This is a genomic window from Bacillus sp. HMF5848, assembly GCF_003944835.1.
Lineage (GTDB): Bacteria > Bacillota > Bacilli > Bacillales > HMF5848 > HMF5848.
The window spans coordinates 4266690-4286910 of the sequence record NZ_RWIV01000001.1; the positions used below are offsets into that span (position 1 = coordinate 4266690).

Consider the following 20221-nt stretch of genomic DNA (forward strand, 5'->3'; position numbering starts at 1 on the left):
CAAGGAAAATTTTTCATAGAAACCAAGATAAGCGGAAATGTACGTTTTGTGGTTTATGAAGCAGGCAAAACCGCTTAGGTCTGGAACTAAGCTAGACAGCTCTTTGTGCATTTAAATTTATATTTTTATACGTTTAAAAATTTGTAAATTACTCATACTAGAAAGTAAGAGAGGTGAGTAGTGTGCAACTCATGACAAGCGAGCGATTTAAAAATACGTGGCGTTTTATACGTGCGGGTATCTTTACGGGCATAATACTAGCAATCTTACTAATTATTTTCATGGTAGGGGTACTCACATATGCTAAGATTCAGGGGCCTCCTCCATTAGCTGTGCCGCAAACGACTTTAATATATGCAGGTGATAGTACTATCATCGGCGAAAGTCATAACGGTCAAGAACGCTATTGGGTTCCGTTGAATGAAATGGCACCGAGCTTAGTAAACGCTACTATATCAATAGAGGATAAACGTTTCTTTGAACATAAAGGACTTGATTTTAAACGAATCGTAGGTGCTTTGCTCGCCGACATTAAAGCGATGGCGAAAGTACAAGGGGCTAGTACGATTACGATGCAGTATGCACGTAATCTATTTTTAGAGCACGATAAAACTTGGATGCGAAAAATTCAAGAATCATTGTATGCATTACGGCTAGAAATGAGCTATACGAAACAGCAGATTTTAGAAGGGTATTTAAATACGATTTATTATGGGGATGGTACGTACGGTGTAGAAGCAGCAGCACGACACTATTTCGGTAAACCGGCTAATGAACTAAGTTTAGCAGAATCGTCCATGCTTGCGGGTGTTCCAAAGGGCCCGAGTTACTATTCTCCTTTTAAAAATTTCGAGAAAGCAAAAAATCGACAAAAGATAATTTTACAATCGATGGTCGAAAACAACTATATCACGCAATACGATGCTGATACAGCTTATAGTTCGCTGTTAAAATTTAATGACGGCAGCAAATACAAAGTGGAAGCTATTGCGCCATATTTTCAAGATATCGTAAACGAAATATTACATTCAAAGCTTGGCATTGAGCAACGTGTTATTGAACTAGGAGGATTACGCGTTTATACAACGTTGGATATACAAGCACAACGTATTGCTGAAAAACAATTGGCTGATACGATTGCGGCGAACTCTGACATTCAAGCAGCTTTTGTAGCGCTAGATCCGAAAACAGGTGCGGTAAAAGCCTTGATTGGTGGACGCGACTATGTTGAAAGTCCGTTTAATCGGGCTGTCCAAGCTGTTCGTCAGCCTGGATCAACATTTAAACCATTTTTGTACTATGCCGCTTTGAGTCAAGGGTTTACCCCTTCAACTGAATTGCGAAGTGAACGGACTACATTTTTATTTGATGACGGGCGGTCTAAATATACACCGCAAAACTATAACAATTACTATGCTGATGGTCCTATTACTATGGCCCAAGCTTTGGCACTATCTGATAACGTATATGCTGTTAAAACATATCAGATGCTTAATGAGATGGCGAATGACACTCAACTTGTGAAAACCGCCAAACAGTTTGGTATCACAAGTCCGTTAAAGTCCGTTCCTTCATTAGCCTTAGGAACTTCACCGGTCAGATTATTAGAAATGGTGAATGCTTACGGTATGTTGGCTAACGGAGGTAAAAATATTAAGCCGGTGTTTATAACAAAGGTTGTTAATTATCGCGGAGATGTGATTTTTGAACATAAGTCAAATGAAGAGCAAGCGTTAGACTCAGATCTTGCGTTTATTACAACACATATGATGACAGGTATGTTTGATGAAAAGCTTAATGATTACACGAGCGTGACTGGGCGTACTATTATTCCTACTATTTCGCGTCCGTATGCTGGAAAGTCAGGTTCGACTAGCACCGATAGCTGGATGATTGGCTATTCACCGCAAGTTGTCGCCGGTGTCTGGACCGGATACGATAAGGATAGAACAATTGATCTGATTGCCGAGAGACAATATTCTAAGCAAATATGGGCCGGATTTATGGAGCAAGTTCTTGAATCAGAGCCTGTCATTGCCTTTAGGCCATCAGAAAATGTAGTAGGTGTGTACGTAAATCCTGATAACGGTCTGCTTGCTACGGAAGACTGTCCCGTTTCAAGGCTAACCTATTTCTTAGCGGGTACGGAGCCTACACAATATTGTACTGTCCACATTAAAGATGAGCCGGGTTATATTGAGGAAAATGAAACAACACCTGAAAAAGAAAAAGGCATTATCCGCAAAATTCTTGACTGGTTCTTGTAACTGGTGAATGGGCCGGGTTTAAACGCAACAGACTTGTGAAGAGCGTGCTCATACATAAGTTGAGTATGTGCGCGCTCAGCAAAAAGTGCGGGATCTGAGTGTGAAATGCACGTTGGTTTGTCGGAAATGCGCGGTTACCTGTCGAGAATGCGCGCTCCCGTGTCGAAAATGCGCGTTCCCGAAAAAACGACGCACCCGAGCGTGAGAAATGCACGTTCCCGTGTCGAAAATGCACGTTCGTTTGTCGAGAATGCATGCTCGCGTGTCGAGATTGCACGTTCACGGGAAAATCCAGGATCCGAGTGTGAGAAATGCACGTTCCCGTGTCGAAAATGCACGTTCGTTTGTCGAGAATGCATGCTCGCGTGTCGAGATTGCACGTTCACGGGTAAATCCAGGATCTGAGTGTGAGAAATGCACGTTCCCTTGTCGAGAATGCATGCTCGCGTGTCGAGATTGCACGTTCACGGGAAAATCCAAGATCCGAGTGTGAAAAAAGCACGTTCTGGCGAAAATGACGGGCCCGGGTGTGAGAAATGCGCGCTCACCTGTCGAAATTGCGCGCTCCTTTGTCGGAAATGCGCGCTCCAGAAAAAACGCTGCACCCCAGTGTAAAAAAATGCGCGTTCTGCTTCAAACAACTCCAAGATTAACATCAATGCAAATAGGCAGTATGAGATTAAGATAAAAGCAAACTACAAGAAGATAAAAAATTCCCCGGGATAAACATCGTCCCGGGGTTTTATATGTCCTAGTTCACAATGTGATACACATTGTAGATTTTAGTTTACTTTTTTTAACAGAATGTACAATAGGACTTTTAAATTTGTCACAAATTCGCCACATTTAAACCGCCATATTAACCGACTCATTTAAACCGCAAATTTAGCCTTGTAGACCTTCTTTTAATTCTGAGCTTGATAACTCCCACATCTCCTCATTATGCTTCTGAAGAAATTCCGCTAACACTTTTTTGCTAACATCATCCATATGGGAGACAATAATCTGTCGCTTTAATGACCTGTCTAACCTATTCACATGTTCTGGCAGCAGTTTATAACCACGACGCGCTTCGCGATCAACAGTCATTTCACAAGCCGTAACTCCTGCATAATATAAGCCTTCAGCTTTTCGGTCTATTGTGACCCACACCAACCAATATGGTCGGCCGTTTGGCACGTCTTCTTTATTCGAAAGAAATTTGATACCTTTTTCAACAGCACTCTTAGCATGCATAGCACCGATATCAACGGCAGCATCTTTATTTTCAACATCAATAATGACGGGCGAAACATGCTCTAGGCTAAGTGTTCCTACACCAAAACCGCCATGGCCGTCAGTTGGATCATTTTTAATAATGTTAAAACTTATATTCTTTTTCTCAGTCATATAAAACATCCTCCTGTATTGTTATAAAAAGGCACAGAGCGTCTGCCTAGCAGTGACAAGTATAATACAAGCGCCGTCGGCTAGCATCGCATGTTCTGCTGCGCTGTCGTCATCGCGCACTATCCGTCAGATTACTAACTTCTATAAGCGAGTGACTTACAACCATGGACTTCCTTCATGGAAAATGCTCTGTATTTTTCCTTAAGCCTGATAAACATTTTTTTTAAAAATCCTATCTTTCACAAGAGAAGATAGCTTACGGAAACTTGTTGGCGCACGAGCTATAAATACTTAAAATAACCAACTAACTGCTGCTTCCAACATATTAAATACAGCTGGAATAACTGTATGAAATATAGGATAAATCGTGTATTGATCTAATGGGGTAAATACCAATATTAAAAAGATTAGTGCCCCATATTTCTCGTACTGTGTCATTTTAGCACGTATATTAGGCGGCATTAAATCTTCTATAATCCGATAACCATCAAGTGGTGGAAACGGCAATAAATTAAAGACAAATAACATGACATTAATACGCACAATCATATCAAACGTTTGATAGACAAATTCATTTGTCACAAAAGCTATGCCAGTAGCCAGCAGGATATTCCATAGTAAGTAAAACACAAAAGCGATAATTAAATTACTGACCGGACCTGCTAATGATACTACTACACCCGCTAATCGTGGATTTTTAAAATAAAATCTGTTCACAGGTACAGGACGTGCCCAACCAAACCCTGCGATAAACAGTAGAATGGTACCAAACGGGTCAAGATGCGCTAAGGGAGATAGCGTCAACCGCCCTTGGTTTTTGGCAGTTGGATCACCGAACTTATACGCCGCATATGCATGAGCAAACTCATGAAAAGTGAAACCGAGTACAAGTGCAATAACAACAAAAGGGATTTGCTCGAGAGGAAAGGCTAAAAATCGTTCCACGTCATAGTCTCCTTTATGAGCGTACTATTTATAGGCAGCATTGCCTATCTCAATGTAAACGCACGAAATTTTAAAATTTTTACCACTGTTAATATGTAGTATACACTATGAAGCTTCATCACAAAATTAGAATGATTTCAAGTATAATTAAGATGTAGAAATTTTAACACTACGTATGTAATAACGAAAAGAGGGGAGTGATACAAATGCCATATATTACTGTCAAAATGCTGGATGGTCGCACTGAGGAGCAAAAACGCGCTTTAGTAGAAAAGGTCACTGCTGCTGTTAGCGAAACAACAGGCGCACCCGCTGAGAAAATAGTTGTTTTTATTGAAGAGATGACAAAAAATCACTATGCTGTTGGCGGAAAACGCCTAAGCGACGAATAACATATCATACATAAGCTGATGATATCCGACAAGTGAGTATGTTCCCTGTCGCTATATATAGTGCAAGTTTTTTAAAAATTAGAAAGCAAAAACTTGTATTTACAGAAGAGGTCTAGTCTTCACAACGTGTGTTTACTCGGGAAAGTATAAATCAGCACAATGTGTTTTCACTCGAGATGGCTATATCATCACTACCTCACAATGTTTTCACTCAGGCTATATCATCACAACCTCACAATAATAAAGCTGCCGGGCATTTGCCCTGGCAGCTAGTTTACTTGCTTTTGCAAGGTTTCAATATAAGTAAAGGCCTTTTCAATTTCGTCATTCGTATAACGTAGCTTCGCTTTTAACGTATGAACTTTCTCAATAATATCTTCTTTTTCTAAATCACCAAAGAACATCATCGTAGAAACAAGCTCTAAAAAACGTGAGCTTTGTTCATTTAAGCTATCAAGTAACGGCTTAACATTAGGCATGTCCAATGAGTGTAGCTGTAGAAATTCCGCTCCTGCCTCTGTTAAGGTATAGCGATATTGGTGATAATTCCCTTTCTCCTCACACACTTCATCTAACAACCCGGCATTACACAGTTCCTCAACACGTAGTGTTAATTCCTCTGAATATGGACCATAGAAGTGAAAATCAAATTTCTCATAAAACGGTATATTAAATTTTTTTGCGATAAAAATTATTTTTTGTAGCTTTTTCCGTCCGACAATTTCACCGGCTTCAGCAAACATTTTTAATACCTTGGCGTGTTCCTTTAGCAATTCCCCTTCACTCCCAAAGATTTATTACGACTAAATGACCTCAAGCAGCTTGTCAAAATCTTCGATACATTATGACATAACGCGAGGCTTATTGTATGAATCAGTACTTCAAGCTAGCTTCTCAATCCCAATTAAGTGTCAAAAAGCAGTTCCTTAATACGTTTTTTAATCGTTTTTTTACTAGACGTATCTTCGATGATATCTAGTGGAAAATATAATTTATGATCTGTGCGGCGTTTCCCGCTAATAGCATCAACTATTTCTGATTGACGTGACAACTCTCGTATGTCGTCATTTGCCATTAATAGATGAATAGGCAACCGCTCTTCTTCCTCACCAGGACGGTAAAAGTCATATGGTAGGTCTGATGATGAGTCAACCTCCAAATAATATTCAGGGTCTATCCCTGCCTTTTTGAACAGTTGAGGAAGTTCAATCGTTTTTTTCAAGTCCTTTGATGGGTTGTATTCTACATATTGAAATAAGTTTCTATTGACAAACCGCTTACACAAATCACTTAAAATTGGATCATCCTCGTCTTGCCATGCCTGAAAATAAAAGTACATAACAGGCTCATCAAGCTTTAAATAATCAGCCACATTCATCTCTTCTTCAAATAAAGAGTAAAAGTGAACAGGATGCTGCTTAAAGGCATAATATTGCTCGTGTAGATGCTTCGCACGATGCAAAATTTTCGTTAAAATAACTTCAGCACTCCGCGTCACAGGATGGAAATATACTTGCCAGTACATTTGGTAGCGACTCATAATGTAATCCTCTACTGCGTGCATACCACTGTATTTAATCACAACTTGATCTTCCCGCGGTCGCATAACACGCAATATTCGTTCCATGTCAAAGTGACCGTACGAAACCCCTGTATAATAAGCATCTCGTTGTAAATAATCCATGCGGTCCGCGTCAATTTGGCTTGAAATTAAACTAACTACTAGCTTATTGTGATATGTTTTTCCAATGACCTCTGCGACGTGCTTCGGAAACTCGTCTCCGACTTTACGTAATATTTTGTTAACCTCGGTGTCTCCTACAATAATCGCACGCGAATAATCTTCATGGTCTAAATGAAATACCTTTTCAAATGAATGTGAAAAAGGACCATGACCGATATCATGAAGAAGTGCGGCACATAAACAAATAAGACGTTCATTATCATCCCATTCAGGACGTCCTTGGAAGACATCATCGACAATGCGACGCATAATCTCGTAAACTCCTAGCGAATGATTAAAGCGACTATGCTCCGCACCATGGAAAGTTAAATAGGTCGTACCGAGCTGTTTAATACGACGCAAACGTTGAAACTCGGGTGTTCCAATTAAATCCCATATTATTTTGTCTCTTACATGTATATAAGAGTGTACAGGGTCCTTAAAGACTTTCTCTTCTGATAACCGTCCACCTGGATATGTCATGTTATTCCCTCTTTAAAAAGCTAGTAATTTTCTCCCTATTAGCCGTTTCCATTTATAAACTAATTTATATTATAAACTCTTTTTTTCGACAAAAAAACCATTGACTTTAATTTCCTACTGTGACAGAAAACATTACGTTTGCATACACCTTGATTTTCCACAAGTTCAAGAAACAGACTATTTATTTTCTAGACAATATTCGGTATGGTTACTATGAGAACCTATAATTACAATTCGACCGGTAAAAGAGTGGGCTTTCTCGTTCGGACAGTTCTGCACGGAAAGGATTTGGTAGATTTTGAAAAGAGTACAAAAGTTGATTATTGGTGTCTTGCTCGTAATTTCCTCATTATGCTTATATATCCCTACTCTTGCCCAAGTACATGGTGAAGTCGAGAGTTTAATAATTAATACGTTAGGGTCTAGCAAAGCGAAAATGGACAAAGACCACAAGTGGCTTGTTATTCCTAATTACGGTAAATACACTGTAGCAAATGCAGAAACTATGACGATTACAGGTCGCTATGAAGTTTTGAATGCAACTGACTTCGAGATAGAGAACGATACTCTTTACTTATTAAAAAACAGAGTTATTCACACTGTTAATTTAACTACTGATAGAGAAAGTATTTTGCCTTTACCAGAGCAAGCCATGCTTGCAAGTGGCTTTACGATTTACAACAATACAGTATACCTTGTGAATGCCGACTCCATACAAATTTGGGATACAACGACAGATTCAATACAAGCATTCTCCATCTCCACTAAAGATAGTGATAGAATACAATACTCTGATATTGAAGTAGACTTAGATAACAAGGAAGCGTATATTTACTCAAATAGTTTTTTTGATGCTCTAAAAATTAAAAAGGTTAATCTAACTACTGAAACTGTAGACAAAAAGTACATGACAGAAAAGGACGACAATCTTTCTGGCAGTGACAAGATTCACCTTTCAAGTAGTTACATTGTTTATGGTGACATCATATTTACTAAGGATCTTGAACCCGTTGCTTTTGACATTCCAAAGAGCTCTGCCACATTTATTGACGATTCTTATGTGTACACGAGAGTTTCTAAGTTAGCACTTCCAAGCTTAGCCTGGGTTGAAGATTTGCCTTATAGTAAACCAAATGACCCGACATCGGCTATTGATTTCGTTGAGATTACTGAAGATGGGACTATGTTTTTAATTCAAAATGAAGTTGGCACGTTGACGTTTTTTAAAATGAAACAACCAGCAGCCTTACAAACAAAAAAGCAATTTTATGATGTTTACATGTATGAAGATGAAATTATGTACCTTTATAGACGCGGTATTATAAACGGATACAATTCCCACACCTTTGGACCGGAAGATAGTATTACACGTCTGCAAGCAGTGCAAATGATATTGCGTGAACTAGGTCAGCCAAACACTGCTGCGCCAAACCCTAATTTTACAGATGTAACAGAAACAGATTACGGTTATAGCGATATTGCTAAGGCTGTAGAGCTTGGTATTGTTGATGGTAAACCAGACGGTAGCTTTGATCGTTTTGGGTTGTTAACGAGAGGACAGATGGCGAAGATTTTAGCAAATGCTTATGAATTAAAAGGCGATGGCACCGTCCCATTTATTGATGTGAGTAAGGACGTCGATGATGCGTTTACCTATATTGATGCATTGGAAACAAATCAAATAACTACGGGCTTTGATGACAATAGCTATCGCCCGTACGACTATATTTCTCGTCAGCACTTTGCTGTATTTTTGTATCGCTATTTAATAGACAATCGATCACATACAGATACAGTTGTTGAAAGTGCAACCATTCGAGCAGAGAATAACAGCTTCCATTTTACCTTTTCTGATTCTATGAAATTAGTTGAACTCATAGAGGTAAAGGGGGAGAAGGATCAAGTCTTACTATTAGCTACAGCGTATGCTGGTTTACAAGAAGGCGAAGACTTTAAAACAAGCTTCACGATTCCTTACCGAGATAGCCTGGATCTTCCATTAATCTCAGGTGCTACTTATAGCATTAAATACCGCGGAACTTTGGCTGACGGAACTATGTCTATATTCACACAAGAAGTAATTGCAAAATAAAAAATAAGAAAAAGCGAAATTGCCTTGCTCAGCCCCGACCAACTTAAGACGTACCCCACAGGAAGGGCCTTCCCTCCGGAGAGGGCCGGCTTAAGACCTCCGAAGAGGGCCGGCTTAAGGCCTTGAGCTGTGAAAAGCATAATAATTCATATCATGCTTTTCACAAGATACTCAAGGAAGATTATTCATAGATGACAAACTGGCTAGGCGCTAGAGTTAGACACTAATCTAGGTTAAAAAACTTTGCGTTCTTAAACGTGAAAATGTGAAAATTAAAACGTAAAAAAAGTGCCAAGCTTTACTTTAAGCCTTGGCACTTTTTTACGTTTAGAAAAGCAATCCGGTTCAACTCTAATTCGTTTTTCTTATTTTAATTTTTTCGCAATCTTCTCGATAAGCTCCTCTTCACTAGGAGCTGAAACCGGTCGATTGTTGACAAAACAGAATGATTTTTTGCGGCCAGGCCCACAATATGATTGACAACCGATATCAATCGTTGCATCAGGGTCTAGCTTTTCCAATCGCGGCAAGAGTGTTTTAATATTTGTCGCCTGACAATCGTCGCAAATACGAAATTCATTTGCCATCTATCATTTCAACCCTTTCATCTTTCACAAACAGACTATGCGTATTGTATCGATTTATTGCGAGATGTGCAAGTATATGTCATTCTCAACATTAAAAAAGTTATTTCCATATGATAAACTTCCAAAATTTTAATATTTTTTTAAAAATCTATCATCCTTTTATAAAAAATAGTATAAACTGTCAATCTTCTGTCCATGATACATATTAGACACATTGTAAATAGTCAATGTAATACAAATATAAAAGATAGGGAGATGAAATAATGTTAAAGCAAAGGCAAGATGCATGGACAGAAGAGAATGATTTATTGCTAGCTGAAACAGTGTTACGTCACGTGCGTGAGGGAAGTACACAGTTAAATGCATTTGAGGAAGTCGGAGATAAACTAAATCGCACATCAGCAGCCTGCGGATTCCGTTGGAACGCTGTTGTTCGTCATGATTATGAGAAAGCGTTAGCATTAGCTAAAAAACAACGTAAACAGCGTCAACGAGCTCTAGGTGGAGAGGCTGCTAAAAAGCAGTTACTTTATACGCCACCAACGCCTCAAATAGAGGAATTTGCTGATGATATGTCTCTTGATACGTCCACTATGGAAGTGGAATCTGAGACACATGCTCAAGGTAAAGAAATGAATAAAGAGAGTACAATAGAGACGCCAGTAGTTCAAACAACGAACAAGCAAAATGCACCATTGTCATCTATTGATCAAGTTATATCATTCTTGCAGACTTTACGATATCAAGATATGAGCAACTCTCGTTTACAAAACGAAAACAGACGCTTACTAGATGAGAACAAGGCATTACAAGCTAGAGTAAAAGAGCTTGAAAAGAAAGTAACAGAACTAGAGGACAATGCTACAACTGTTCAAGAAGATTATGAGACATTGATGAAAATTATGAATCGTGCACGTAAATTAGCACTATTCGATGAAGAAGAAAGACCTGCTACTAAATTTAAGATGGACAGAAATGGAAATTTAGAAAAATTAGCTGAATAGCTCAAACATTCATAAACTATCAGGTTGATTGCAAGAGGTCCCCTCCTCCGAATATATAGTTAATATAAAAAGGCACTGACTACAGCATCAGTGCTTTTTCATTTCTTTCAGTAATCCTCATCAAGTTTTTTTCAAACATTGCCCATTCATTACCTTGTAAGGAATCTATATAAATATCAGCATGTGAATAACTTTTTAACACACGGAACATGTTTAGCATAACGTCTTGTGTAGGCATACTGTTACCCGTAAGTTCACTTAATGAAGCCATTGTTTCTGGCTTTATATTCGGATACACAAACTTTGTTTCTTGACCGTTTAATGCGCGTCGATAGAATTCTCGAACTAATTCAGCACGCTTGGCTCCACTTCCCTGTAAGCAAAGGTATACTTGTACAGCTACGCCACCTCGTAGACGTCGCTGTGACGTACCGGCAAACTTTTTGCCTTGTATACTAATATCATAGCTTCCCGGACAATATGAGCCGACTACTTCACCAGCTTGCATATTTACATTGTTAGCAGAAAACGTGTCTGCTAAAAAAGCAAGCATCGCGTCATACCCTCTATTAATATCTATGCCACGGTCTCTTTCAGAATATATTAATGTTACATTTAAAACACCTTCGTCAAGAACAACCGCAAGTCCACCAGAATTTCTTACAATAACGTTGTAGCCTTCATCGTGTAAATATGCTAAGCCTTCTCGTAAAAAAGGCAAACGCGTATCTTGAATACCTAACACGACTGTTTTTTCATGTACCCATGACCTCATTACACTTGGGCTTTCACCAGAACCTACTGATTGACATAGCGTATCATCCATCGCAAATGAATGTAGTGCAGACATATGAAGCCCTGTATTCGTTTGGTCTATGATTCTATATTGTTGCTGATCTAAGAGCATTGTAATCACCACATTTTTTATAAAAATCAAGTTTATTATTATTTTAATCGATTGTAGATTTTTTAGCGAGATAAGGAGTTCACTCTTCACCAATAAGCTAAAAAGCCCCCCTTTGAAAGGGAAGCTTTCTTCACAAATGATTCCATCACTTAACAATTATCTTGTGCAAGTCAACGGTTAAGCTTGGTTTCTTAACCGTTTGGTAATGCTTGGGCAGCAGAGATAAGTGCTAAGTTGTATACATCTTCTGCATTACAACCGCGTGATAGGTCATTAACTGGTTTATTCAACCCTTGTAAAATTGGTCCTACCGCTTCAAATTCGCCTAAGCGTTGCGCCATTTTATAGCCAATGTTCCCCGCTTCTAAGCTTGGGAAAACAAACACAGTTGCATCTCCTTGGATTTCCGATTCTGGCGCTTTCTTTTGTGCTACTGATGGAACGTAAGCTGCATCAAACTGGATTTCACCATCCACTCTAAAGGATGAATCCATCTCTTTTATTAAACGTACTGCTTCTGAAACTTTATCCGTTTCTGGTGATTTTGCAGAACCCTTTGTTGAGAAACTTAACATTGCCACTCTTGGATGTATGCCAAATGTACGAGCTGTTTTCGCACTTTCTACAGCGATTTCAGCTAACTCCTGGCTATTAGGTGAAATATTAATAGCACAATCTGCAAACACGTACTTTTCACGACCACGAACCATAATAAATACACCTGATGTTCTATTTACGCCAGGCTTTGTTTTTATAAGCTGTAGAGCTGGTCGTACAGTTTCTGCTGTTGAATGCACAGCCCCACTTACAAGTCCATCCGCTAGTCCCATATGCACTAGCATAGTACCGAAATAATTAACAGATGATTTTAGTATTTCTTCGGCTTGCTCTGGTGTTGCTTTACCTTTACGACGCTCAACAAATGACGCTACCATCGCATCCATTTCAGCATAGTTTGCCGGATTAATAATTGTAATGTCCGCTAAGTCTATGTATTTAGCCTTTTCTTGAATTTCAGCTGCATCACCTAATAAAATCGGCTCAATTAGTAAATCACGTTTTAAATTTGACGCTGCCGTTAGGATACGCTCATCTGTTCCTTCTGGAAATACAATTCTTAAATTCTTCCCTTTAATTTGTTGTTTAACTACCTCAAATAAATCGCTCAAGGAAAATCCTCCTTATAATTTTCAAAAATGTATAGTAACCGAGTCGCATAAGAGTATTGCCGAAATAAGGAATTGCTTTTTCAATACTACTCTCATGTTTGTTCAGCCTGTTTTAATGGACAAACCCCCCTTGTCCATTAATTCGACAAGACGTCACTTTTTGTCGGCCGCTTTTCTTAAGAATACTTTAGTTTTCCATCAAAATAAATGCATATACTCACACATGTATAAAGTTTTTATTTTTTTAATTTTCTAAATAAAGGAAAGTAAAGGTAGGAATTTTTAAATGATAGGTCAAACTATGTTATAGTTTAGTTGTGACAAATATCATTTTTTACAGGAGTGAAACGAATGAGTGAAGCAGCTCAAACACTAGATGGTTGGTATAGTTTACATGATTTACGAGCAGTTGATTGGTCTGCGTGGAAACTGTTGTCGTCAGATGAGCGCGAAGCCGCTATTGATGAATTTAGAGCTATCTTAGCAAAATGGGATTCGACTGAGGAGCAAAAGCAAGGTAGTCACGCTGTATATTCAGTTGTTGGGCAAAAAGCTGATCTCATGCTTATGATTTTACGTCCAACACTTGAGGAATTGAATGACATAGAAACAGAGCTAAACAAAACAAAGCTAGCTGAATATTTATTACCTACATATTCTTATGTTTCTATTGTTGAGTTAGGCAATTACTTGCCTGGAGAAGAAGACCCTTATCAGAACCCAGAGGTTCGTCGTCGTTTATATCCGACTTTACCAAAGTCTAAGCATATTTGCTTCTATCCAATGGACAAGCGACGCCAAGGTGAGGATAACTGGTATATGCTTCCTATGGATGAACGCCGAAGCTTAATGCGTTCGCACGGAATGGTGGGTCGCAAATATGCTGGAAAAGTGATTCAGGTTATTACCGGCTCCGTAGGTCTTGATGACTACGAGTGGGGTGTTACACTATTTAGTGATGATGCTCTACAATTTAAAAAACTCGTATATGAAATGCGTTTTGATGAAGTTAGTGCCCGCTACGGTGAGTTCGGCTCCTTCTTCGTAGGGAATATTTTAAACACTGATAAAATCTCTTCATATTTGTATATTTAATGTTAGTCAGGCTCAATAGTGAGCCTGACTTTTTTTGTGGTGATTGAAGGTCGTAGGTCTTTTTATCCCCTACTATTAGGAGCAATTTTTTAAGCGTTGACAAAGGATACTTATCATCAACTGGTACTTGTTTTTTCTTAGGCATAATGCCGAAACCCTTCACATATCTATAAACTAGATAGCCATGTTGATTTATAAATTAGTTCCACTTTTCAGCTTCTGTCATATATAAGTTATGAAGGTTTGAGAAATGAGAGGGGAGGCCATGGCTGTTATACTTACAACTTAAGAGTAATTCAAACTATTAGCAAGAATTGAAGCGCGCAGAGGCAGAAGGGGGCTGGGCACTCGGAACGTTCACGGTTGGCAATATTGGCGTAAACCCGAGTTTAATCCGACTGTTAAGACTTTAAAAAGCTAGCAAACATGAAAGCTTCAAAACAGGTTATTTTATTAGCCTTCGCAAAAAACACATTAATTCAGCACGAATATTAGGCACAACTACTATCCTGCTAGCTCTTCATTGTGATTTATTTCCATTCAGACGGAAAGTATCCATCACAATGATTCAATCCATAGAATACAGGGCGTGATAAAAACGCACTGTTTCTTTTCACCAACACAAGAAAATTGTCCTGGTGTATATAGTCAATGTTTTCAAGGTTTGTAGATAGAAAATCTGAGGAGGGTGTATATTTTGACAAATCAAAACCGTCAGCAGCAAAGTCCTTATGGAATGAGTTATGGTGCAGGCACACCTGCTAGCTATGACTTTACTGGCTACAATCCTTATCCGATGAGTTACAGCGGAGGAGGGCAACCAGGATTTACAGTTCCGGGCTATCAAGCACCGGTAGCAGGCTTTTATGGGCAACCTGGCACAGGTGGGTCATCTTTGACATCTTTTATTCCTGGTATGCTACCATTAGAAGAATCGTATATTGAAAACATTTTACGATTAAACAAAGGTAAAATAGCAACAGTGTATATGACGTTTGAAAATAACCGTGAATGGAATGCAAAAATATTTAAAGGCATTATTGAGGCTGCTGGACGTGATCACATAATTTTGAGCGATCCTCAAACAGGTATGCGTTACTTATTGTTAATGATTTATCTTGACTACATCACGTTTGATGAAGAGCTTGATTATGATCTTACATTTGGCGGAAGCGTGCCAATGGCGCAATTTCCTCCTAGATAAGTAGCTAAGTGAAAGTGCTGTCTGAGGCGCTAAAGCAAAACGGGCACCGTAGAAGCTCTGACTTTGAGGAGATTGGCAAAGGACTTTGACTGATATTTTTATAGGGTGGTGTTTTTTGTAATCTCTTTAAGGTGGAGGCTTGAGCTAAAAAAAGTTGAGAATGCGCTACCTTCGATATATGTTGATGCTGGAAACAATTTATGCGCGCTTTTGTGTCGATATTGCGCGCAATTTTGTCGAGATCGCGCTACACTCTGTCGATAATGCGCACTACCAAGTCGTGGTCGCGCAACAGCATGAAACAAGGGTCCGATTAGGCTATCTATCGGACCCTTAATATTTGTTGGACTTTAGCTCTTCGCAAGGCGTGCGAAGTACTTTAATTATTTCGTGTACAGCTCCGTCAACTTTTTAAGAAATTCAATTTGCAATTTGTATTGTGCGAATAAATTTTCTGCTGTTAGCTCAGTCACTTCATCAAGCTTCCCCATCGCTACTCTCTTGGCTTCAATACCGGCCTTTTGTTTTTCTAAATCAGCTTGTAAAGTATTTATTTGAACTGATAGTAGCTCTACAATCTCTTCACCAACTAGATCTTGAATAAATCCGAGTCCCGTGTATAAATTACTTGGTAGACATACAGATGATTGTTGTAATGACTCCTTCAACAATGTAAGAAACTCTTCTTCTCCATTTTCGGTAATTTGATAAATAGCTTTTATGCGATTACCTGTTTTTTCAACAGTAGCAATCTCTACTAATTCTTCCTTTTCCATTTTCTTGAGTGCATGATAAATAGACCCTGGTAAAATACCTGCCCACAAATCGGTTTGACTTTGTTGCAGTATTTGCTGAATTTCATATCCGGACATAGGCTTCATGCGAAGTAGACCAAGCACCATTAGACGTGTCATATTATTCTCCTCAACATTAAGTATTCAATATTAAGTATTAGTGTAACATATTTTACCTTTTTTAAAATATTATGATGAGGCTTTTTTTATGAAGCTTTGCCTTTCTTCCCATTTAAATGTAATAGCTGCGAGCATAACCATCATGATCATATAAAGCATTGGCACTAGCATACCTAGTAAAAATGTATTCTGATCATATGCATTGATGGATGTGATCAGCCCCTTCACATAATATTCAAACGGCAGCAAGTTACCAACTGTAGAAATCCATGACGGTGTACTTTGTAATGAGTAAAACGTCTCACTCATAAATATCATAGGCAACTGTATAAGATTTGAAAAGATGTTAATTTGTCCTTCATTATTTGCTAGGTTAGCGATAAAAAAACCCATACTCGTAAAGCAGAGTGTTCCCACCGTCACCAACACGAAAGTGGCTAAAATTGATGTATATGTCACTTGAATATGAAAATAAAACATGCCTATAAGCCACACAACCATATTCAAAGCAACACCTATTACGGTCCGTGCCAACGTCATAATAAACACAAAGGATACTGTTGACATAGGGGTTAGTTTCAATAGTTTGTAAACACCTTTGCTTCTCTGTGAGTACACTTGAAAGGATATACCTTGCATACCCCAAAATAATGTACTAATGGCCGTCACACCACATATTGTCTTTACTTGCATCATTTCTTGGTCAAAAAATATACCTAACCCTATCATTAATCCAACTGGAAACAGCAACGCATAAAACAAACTTATTTTGTCTCTTAAAGATGTCATAACCATAGATTTAAAAATAATCATGTCAGTTTACCTCCTTGCATGTTAATTGTAAATATAAACTGTCTAGGTCCTTCGCATTAAACTGTTTACAAAGCTCAAGAGGTTCACCTTCCGCTATAATGACTCCTTCATTAATCATAATGACACGGTGTGCTAGTTTCATTACCTCATCCATGTCATGTGATGTTAACACTACTGTTTTTCCATCATTGTAAAGTTTACCAATCAACTGATGAATTTCCATACGTGCACGCGGGTCAAGAGCTGCCGTTGGTTCATCTAAAAAAACTAATTCTGGATCATGAATTAATGACGCTGCTATCGCAAGTCTTTTTTGTTGTCCTCCCGAAAGTTTAGCTGCTTCTGTATGGCTACAATCTGTCAATCCACACCTGGATAACAACTCCTCCACATCAAGCTTCCTCATCTTCTTTTTATAAAAGGCTGCAAAAATCTGTAGGTTCTCAACGGTTGTTAAACCTGGGAAAAACGGAACGGATTGCAGTTGCACCCCCATGTGCGTTTTATGTTGGACCTGCCAATAGTTGATCTCCCCCTTATCTGGTTTACGCAGCCCTACAAGCATTTCTAACGTTGTTGATTTTCCTGCTCCATTGGGACCAATCACTGCTAAAATTTCATGTTTAAAAATGTTAATATTCATACTTTTCACGATGTTTCTTTGTCCATAGCTTTTTTGAATCGAGTTCGCGTTAATATAAAACATTTCACTTTCCTCCTTCGATTTTAATAACGTTGTTTATTCAACGTTGACTATTTAACTTTGAGTTAATTATAACCTTTTCTTTCTCACTAGTAAAATATTTCCTTTCGACAAAATGTGAGCATTTGAAAATGGAACGCACTACATGTGAGTTAAGATTGGACAACGAGTCGTGAGATGACGCATGTCTTCACATCACACTTTGTTGCATCGTAATCAAAGAAGGTTATTCTAGAAAACTCTCTGACAACGTGGGCTAAACAGGCATGTAGTTCAAAAATATACCCTAAGCGATTTTTTAATCAATGAACCTGATGCCGGTTTTTCATAATGACAATGATAAAAGGATTTTTGCGTTATTATAAACATGTGAAACATTGCACACAGATACATTGTAAAATCAATAAATGCACAGATAAATCAACTATTTTTAATAATAAAAAACGCAGTAGGCTAGATCCTCTGCGTTTTTCTATGTGCTTAGTTGGTCAAAATTCATACGATCTGCCTTGTTGTTTACCTTGAGAATGTAACTTTTTTGCTTCACAACCGAACTACTTACGATATAGTTATTCTCTAATTTCATGTCAACGCTACAAGTGTTTTAGTGCTACAATTGCTACTAACACCCATCCTGCTAAAAAGGATACTCCTCCTAGTGGTGTAATGGCTCCTAGCACACCTATTTGAGTTAAACTTAATACATATAGGCTTCCGGAGAACAAAATAATCCCAACGAGAAATAACCAGCCAGATGTATGTAACATGCCCACATTAGGAAGCTTTATCATTAATAGTGCCACCGTTACAATTGCGATAGTATGGAACATCTGATATTGCACACCTGTTTGCCACGTTTCGATATATTTATCCGGAATACGCCCTTCTAGTAAATGAGCGCCAAATGCGCCAAGTGCGACTGACAAAAACCCGCTAATAGCGCTAATAAGTAAGAAAATCTTCATGACCATTGCTCCTTTTTTCTCTACATGATACCCTAATCTTAACTATTTCACCGAAGATTGCAACTTTTCAGCTTATAAAAGAGGTGGTAAGCTTTTTATGAAAAAAATTGATATAAACTGCGACATGGGTGAAGGATATGGCTCTTATATTGTAGGCAATGACGAAGAAGTCATGCCCTATATCACAAGTGCGAACATCGCTTGTGGGTTTCATGCTGGGGATCCTCATATTATGAACAGAACCGTTGAGCAAGCTAAATCGTACGGAGTTGCCATTGGTGCACATCCTGGTTATCCAGACTTAGCCGGTTTCGGTCGTCGCTCAATCCCTATGTCTACTGAAGAAATAACTAATATAACGCTCGCCCAGCTTGGTACGTTACACAGCTTCTGTCGGGCTCATAAGGTAGATCTTCACCACATTAAGCCACACGGAGCACTATATAATGATGCCGCTAAAAACATTACTATTGCCCATGCTATTATTAAGGCCATCAAACAGTTTGATGATCAGTTAATCCTGTATGGCCTCGCAAACAGCGCGTTAATTGAGGCCGCTATCGAAGCTGGCATACGTGTCGCATCAGAAGTATTTGCAGATCGTACATATGAAAACGATGGTTCACTCACACCTCGTTCTCAGCCTAATGCTGTAATTAGTAATGTAAACGAATGCGTTGAACAAGCTCGTCGAATGATTAACGATAAACAAGTATTAACTGTAACAGGAGAACTTATACCAATTGATGTTGATACTATATGTATTCACGGTGATAGCCCACACGCCTTATCTATAGCTCAAGCCTTACGAAACATGTTAAATTTTAATTAAAAAAGTGTCAGACACACGTATGAATGTATCCTGTGTAGGGACATTTCACGTAAAGTCTGACACTTATTGTTTATCGCGTTTGTAGATATATATGGAGGGCATCCTTTATTTGCTGAGCTTCCTCCGTGCTTTGCGCTTGTATATTGTAATGGTCGCCATCAAGGACGCCTGAGAAGGCTGTGTGGCCTTGACCTTTTAAAAAATCATTTACATCTGTTATATCATCACTTTGATTTAAAAGTGTTTTCTGTCCAACATAGTCACCATCTACGTATACTTCGTAGCGATCGTGCGAAAGCTTTGTAGTATCCATGTCATATGCGTTTCCATTGATCAAAATACCACCATATGGTGCACTATTGCTGTTGTTGATCATCTCTTTCACCTCCGTTAATAGAAGCAGGTTCCTTACCATTTTCTCCGTTAACATTGAGGTTTATAGGTGGTAACTTTTTTCAGCATTGTCCATCAAAAATCAAGTAGACTGTCACTAGAGGATTCATCATCGGTCGTGATCGATGGCTTACTCGGATTTGTTAGCATCTTGTTAGACTTGATTTGTGTTTGTAAATAGTGCTGGTTATTCGTCCCATCGGTTGTATCTAGAACAAGCTCACACAACGTCTGAATAGCTGCAATATGCTGTCGCATACGTTCTTCATTTGTAGCAGCTTGTGCTGCATCCATTTCCTTTTTCATTTTCACTAAAACTTGCTGAATCTGTATCAAAAATATCA

At 38.6% G+C, this 20221-nt stretch carries 20 protein-coding genes; 7 read left to right on the forward strand and 13 right to left on the reverse strand.

Translation table 11 applies throughout. The features are described 5' to 3' along the window. Positions 1 to 182 precede the first annotated feature (182 nt). Complete coding sequence (locus EJF36_RS20060) at positions 183 to 2267, forward strand: transglycosylase domain-containing protein (protein WP_395940604.1); 2085 nt, start codon at positions 183 to 185, stop codon at positions 2265 to 2267. 885 nt (positions 2268 to 3152) lie between these two features. On the opposite strand, the gene EJF36_RS20065 is transcribed toward EJF36_RS20060, so the two are convergent. Together EJF36_RS20065 and EJF36_RS20070 are read right to left on the reverse strand one after the other, a co-directional pair. Further along, positions 3153 to 3656 carry a YwhD family protein gene (locus tag EJF36_RS20065; RefSeq protein ID WP_125908001.1) on the reverse strand — a complete coding sequence of 168 codons (504 nt, stop codon included), beginning with the start codon at positions 3654 to 3656 and terminating at the stop codon, positions 3153 to 3155. Between the two features lie 291 nt (positions 3657 to 3947). After that, a complete protein-coding gene (locus EJF36_RS20070) occupies positions 3948 to 4601 on the reverse strand; it encodes a site-2 protease family protein (protein ID WP_125908002.1) in 654 nt (217 codons plus the stop codon). A 206-nt stretch (positions 4602 to 4807) separates the two neighbouring features. On the opposite strand from EJF36_RS20070, the gene EJF36_RS20075 reads away from it, so the two are divergent. After that, positions 4808 to 4993: a 2-hydroxymuconate tautomerase gene (locus tag EJF36_RS20075; protein ID WP_125908003.1), complete on the forward strand. Its 186-nt coding sequence runs from the start codon at positions 4808 to 4810 to the stop codon at positions 4991 to 4993. 269 nt (positions 4994 to 5262) lie between these two features. Here the strand turns inward: EJF36_RS20075 and EJF36_RS20080 are convergent, their stop codons facing one another. After that, the gene (locus tag EJF36_RS20080) at positions 5263 to 5766 is read right to left on the reverse strand and encodes a YwgA family protein (protein WP_125908004.1); all 504 of its coding nucleotides are present in this window, start codon (positions 5764 to 5766) and stop codon (positions 5263 to 5265) included. Between the two features lie 131 nt (positions 5767 to 5897). Then, on the reverse strand, positions 5898 to 7199 hold the full coding sequence (locus EJF36_RS20085) for an HD domain-containing protein (RefSeq protein WP_125908005.1): 1302 nt from the start codon (positions 7197 to 7199) through the stop codon (positions 5898 to 5900). Positions 7200 to 7497: 298 nt separating this feature from the next. On the opposite strand from EJF36_RS20085, the gene EJF36_RS20090 reads away from it, so the two are divergent. After that, positions 7498 to 9291 (forward strand): S-layer homology domain-containing protein, encoded by a 1794-nt coding sequence (locus EJF36_RS20090; RefSeq protein ID WP_125908006.1) that lies wholly within the window; start codon positions 7498 to 7500, stop codon positions 9289 to 9291. A 365-nt stretch (positions 9292 to 9656) separates the two neighbouring features. On the opposite strand, the gene EJF36_RS20095 is transcribed toward EJF36_RS20090, so the two are convergent. Then, the gene (locus EJF36_RS20095; protein WP_125908007.1) at positions 9657 to 9878 is read right to left on the reverse strand and encodes a YuzB family protein; all 222 of its coding nucleotides are present in this window, start codon (positions 9876 to 9878) and stop codon (positions 9657 to 9659) included. A 263-nt stretch (positions 9879 to 10141) separates the two neighbouring features. Between EJF36_RS20095 and EJF36_RS20100 the strand changes: the two genes are divergently transcribed. Continuing rightward, positions 10142 to 10882 (forward strand): RsfA family transcriptional regulator, encoded by a 741-nt coding sequence (locus EJF36_RS20100; protein ID WP_125908008.1) that lies wholly within the window; start codon positions 10142 to 10144, stop codon positions 10880 to 10882. Positions 10883 to 10961: 79 nt separating this feature from the next. Here EJF36_RS20100 and EJF36_RS20105 read toward each other — a convergent pair whose 3' ends face one another. Beyond that, positions 10962 to 11789: a lipoate--protein ligase family protein gene (locus EJF36_RS20105; RefSeq protein ID WP_125908009.1), complete on the reverse strand. Its 828-nt coding sequence runs from the start codon at positions 11787 to 11789 to the stop codon at positions 10962 to 10964. A 191-nt stretch (positions 11790 to 11980) separates the two neighbouring features. Further along, on the reverse strand, positions 11981 to 12958 hold the full coding sequence (gene pta / locus EJF36_RS20110; protein WP_125908010.1) for a phosphate acetyltransferase: 978 nt from the start codon (positions 12956 to 12958) through the stop codon (positions 11981 to 11983). 351 nt (positions 12959 to 13309) lie between these two features. Between pta and hemQ the strand changes: the two genes are divergently transcribed. After that, positions 13310 to 14053, forward strand: coding sequence for a hydrogen peroxide-dependent heme synthase (gene hemQ / locus EJF36_RS20115; RefSeq protein ID WP_125908011.1), 744 nt, complete (start codon positions 13310 to 13312; stop codon positions 14051 to 14053). A gap of 736 nt (positions 14054 to 14789) precedes the next feature. Further along, positions 14790 to 15257, forward strand: coding sequence for a spore coat protein GerQ (gene gerQ, locus EJF36_RS20120; protein WP_185807039.1), 468 nt, complete (start codon positions 14790 to 14792; stop codon positions 15255 to 15257). A 383-nt stretch (positions 15258 to 15640) separates the two neighbouring features. Here gerQ and EJF36_RS20125 read toward each other — a convergent pair whose 3' ends face one another. From EJF36_RS20125 to EJF36_RS20140, 4 genes are all read right to left on the reverse strand, one after another. Beyond that, the gene (locus EJF36_RS20125; protein ID WP_125908012.1) at positions 15641 to 16171 is read right to left on the reverse strand and encodes a PadR family transcriptional regulator; all 531 of its coding nucleotides are present in this window, start codon (positions 16169 to 16171) and stop codon (positions 15641 to 15643) included. A 69-nt stretch (positions 16172 to 16240) separates the two neighbouring features. Beyond that, complete coding sequence (locus EJF36_RS20130) at positions 16241 to 16984, reverse strand: ABC transporter permease (RefSeq protein ID WP_125908013.1); 744 nt, start codon at positions 16982 to 16984, stop codon at positions 16241 to 16243. A gap of 1 nt (position 16985) precedes the next feature. Beyond that, positions 16986 to 17690 (reverse strand): ABC transporter ATP-binding protein, encoded by a 705-nt coding sequence (locus tag EJF36_RS20135; protein ID WP_125908014.1) that lies wholly within the window; start codon positions 17688 to 17690, stop codon positions 16986 to 16988. A 590-nt stretch (positions 17691 to 18280) separates the two neighbouring features. Next, entirely contained in the window at positions 18281 to 18652 is a 372-nt protein-coding gene (locus tag EJF36_RS20140; protein ID WP_125908015.1) for a DUF423 domain-containing protein, read from the reverse strand. A gap of 97 nt (positions 18653 to 18749) precedes the next feature. Between EJF36_RS20140 and EJF36_RS20145 the strand changes: the two genes are divergently transcribed. Next, a complete protein-coding gene (locus tag EJF36_RS20145; protein ID WP_125908016.1) occupies positions 18750 to 19484 on the forward strand; it encodes a 5-oxoprolinase subunit PxpA in 735 nt (244 codons plus the stop codon). Between the two features lie 70 nt (positions 19485 to 19554). Here EJF36_RS20145 and EJF36_RS20150 read toward each other — a convergent pair whose 3' ends face one another. Then, a complete protein-coding gene (locus EJF36_RS20150; RefSeq protein WP_260471955.1) occupies positions 19555 to 19860 on the reverse strand; it encodes a hypothetical protein in 306 nt (101 codons plus the stop codon). A gap of 92 nt (positions 19861 to 19952) precedes the next feature. After that, a complete protein-coding gene (locus EJF36_RS20155) occupies positions 19953 to 20213 on the reverse strand; it encodes a YwdI family protein (protein ID WP_125908017.1) in 261 nt (86 codons plus the stop codon). Positions 20214 to 20221 lie beyond the last annotated feature (8 nt).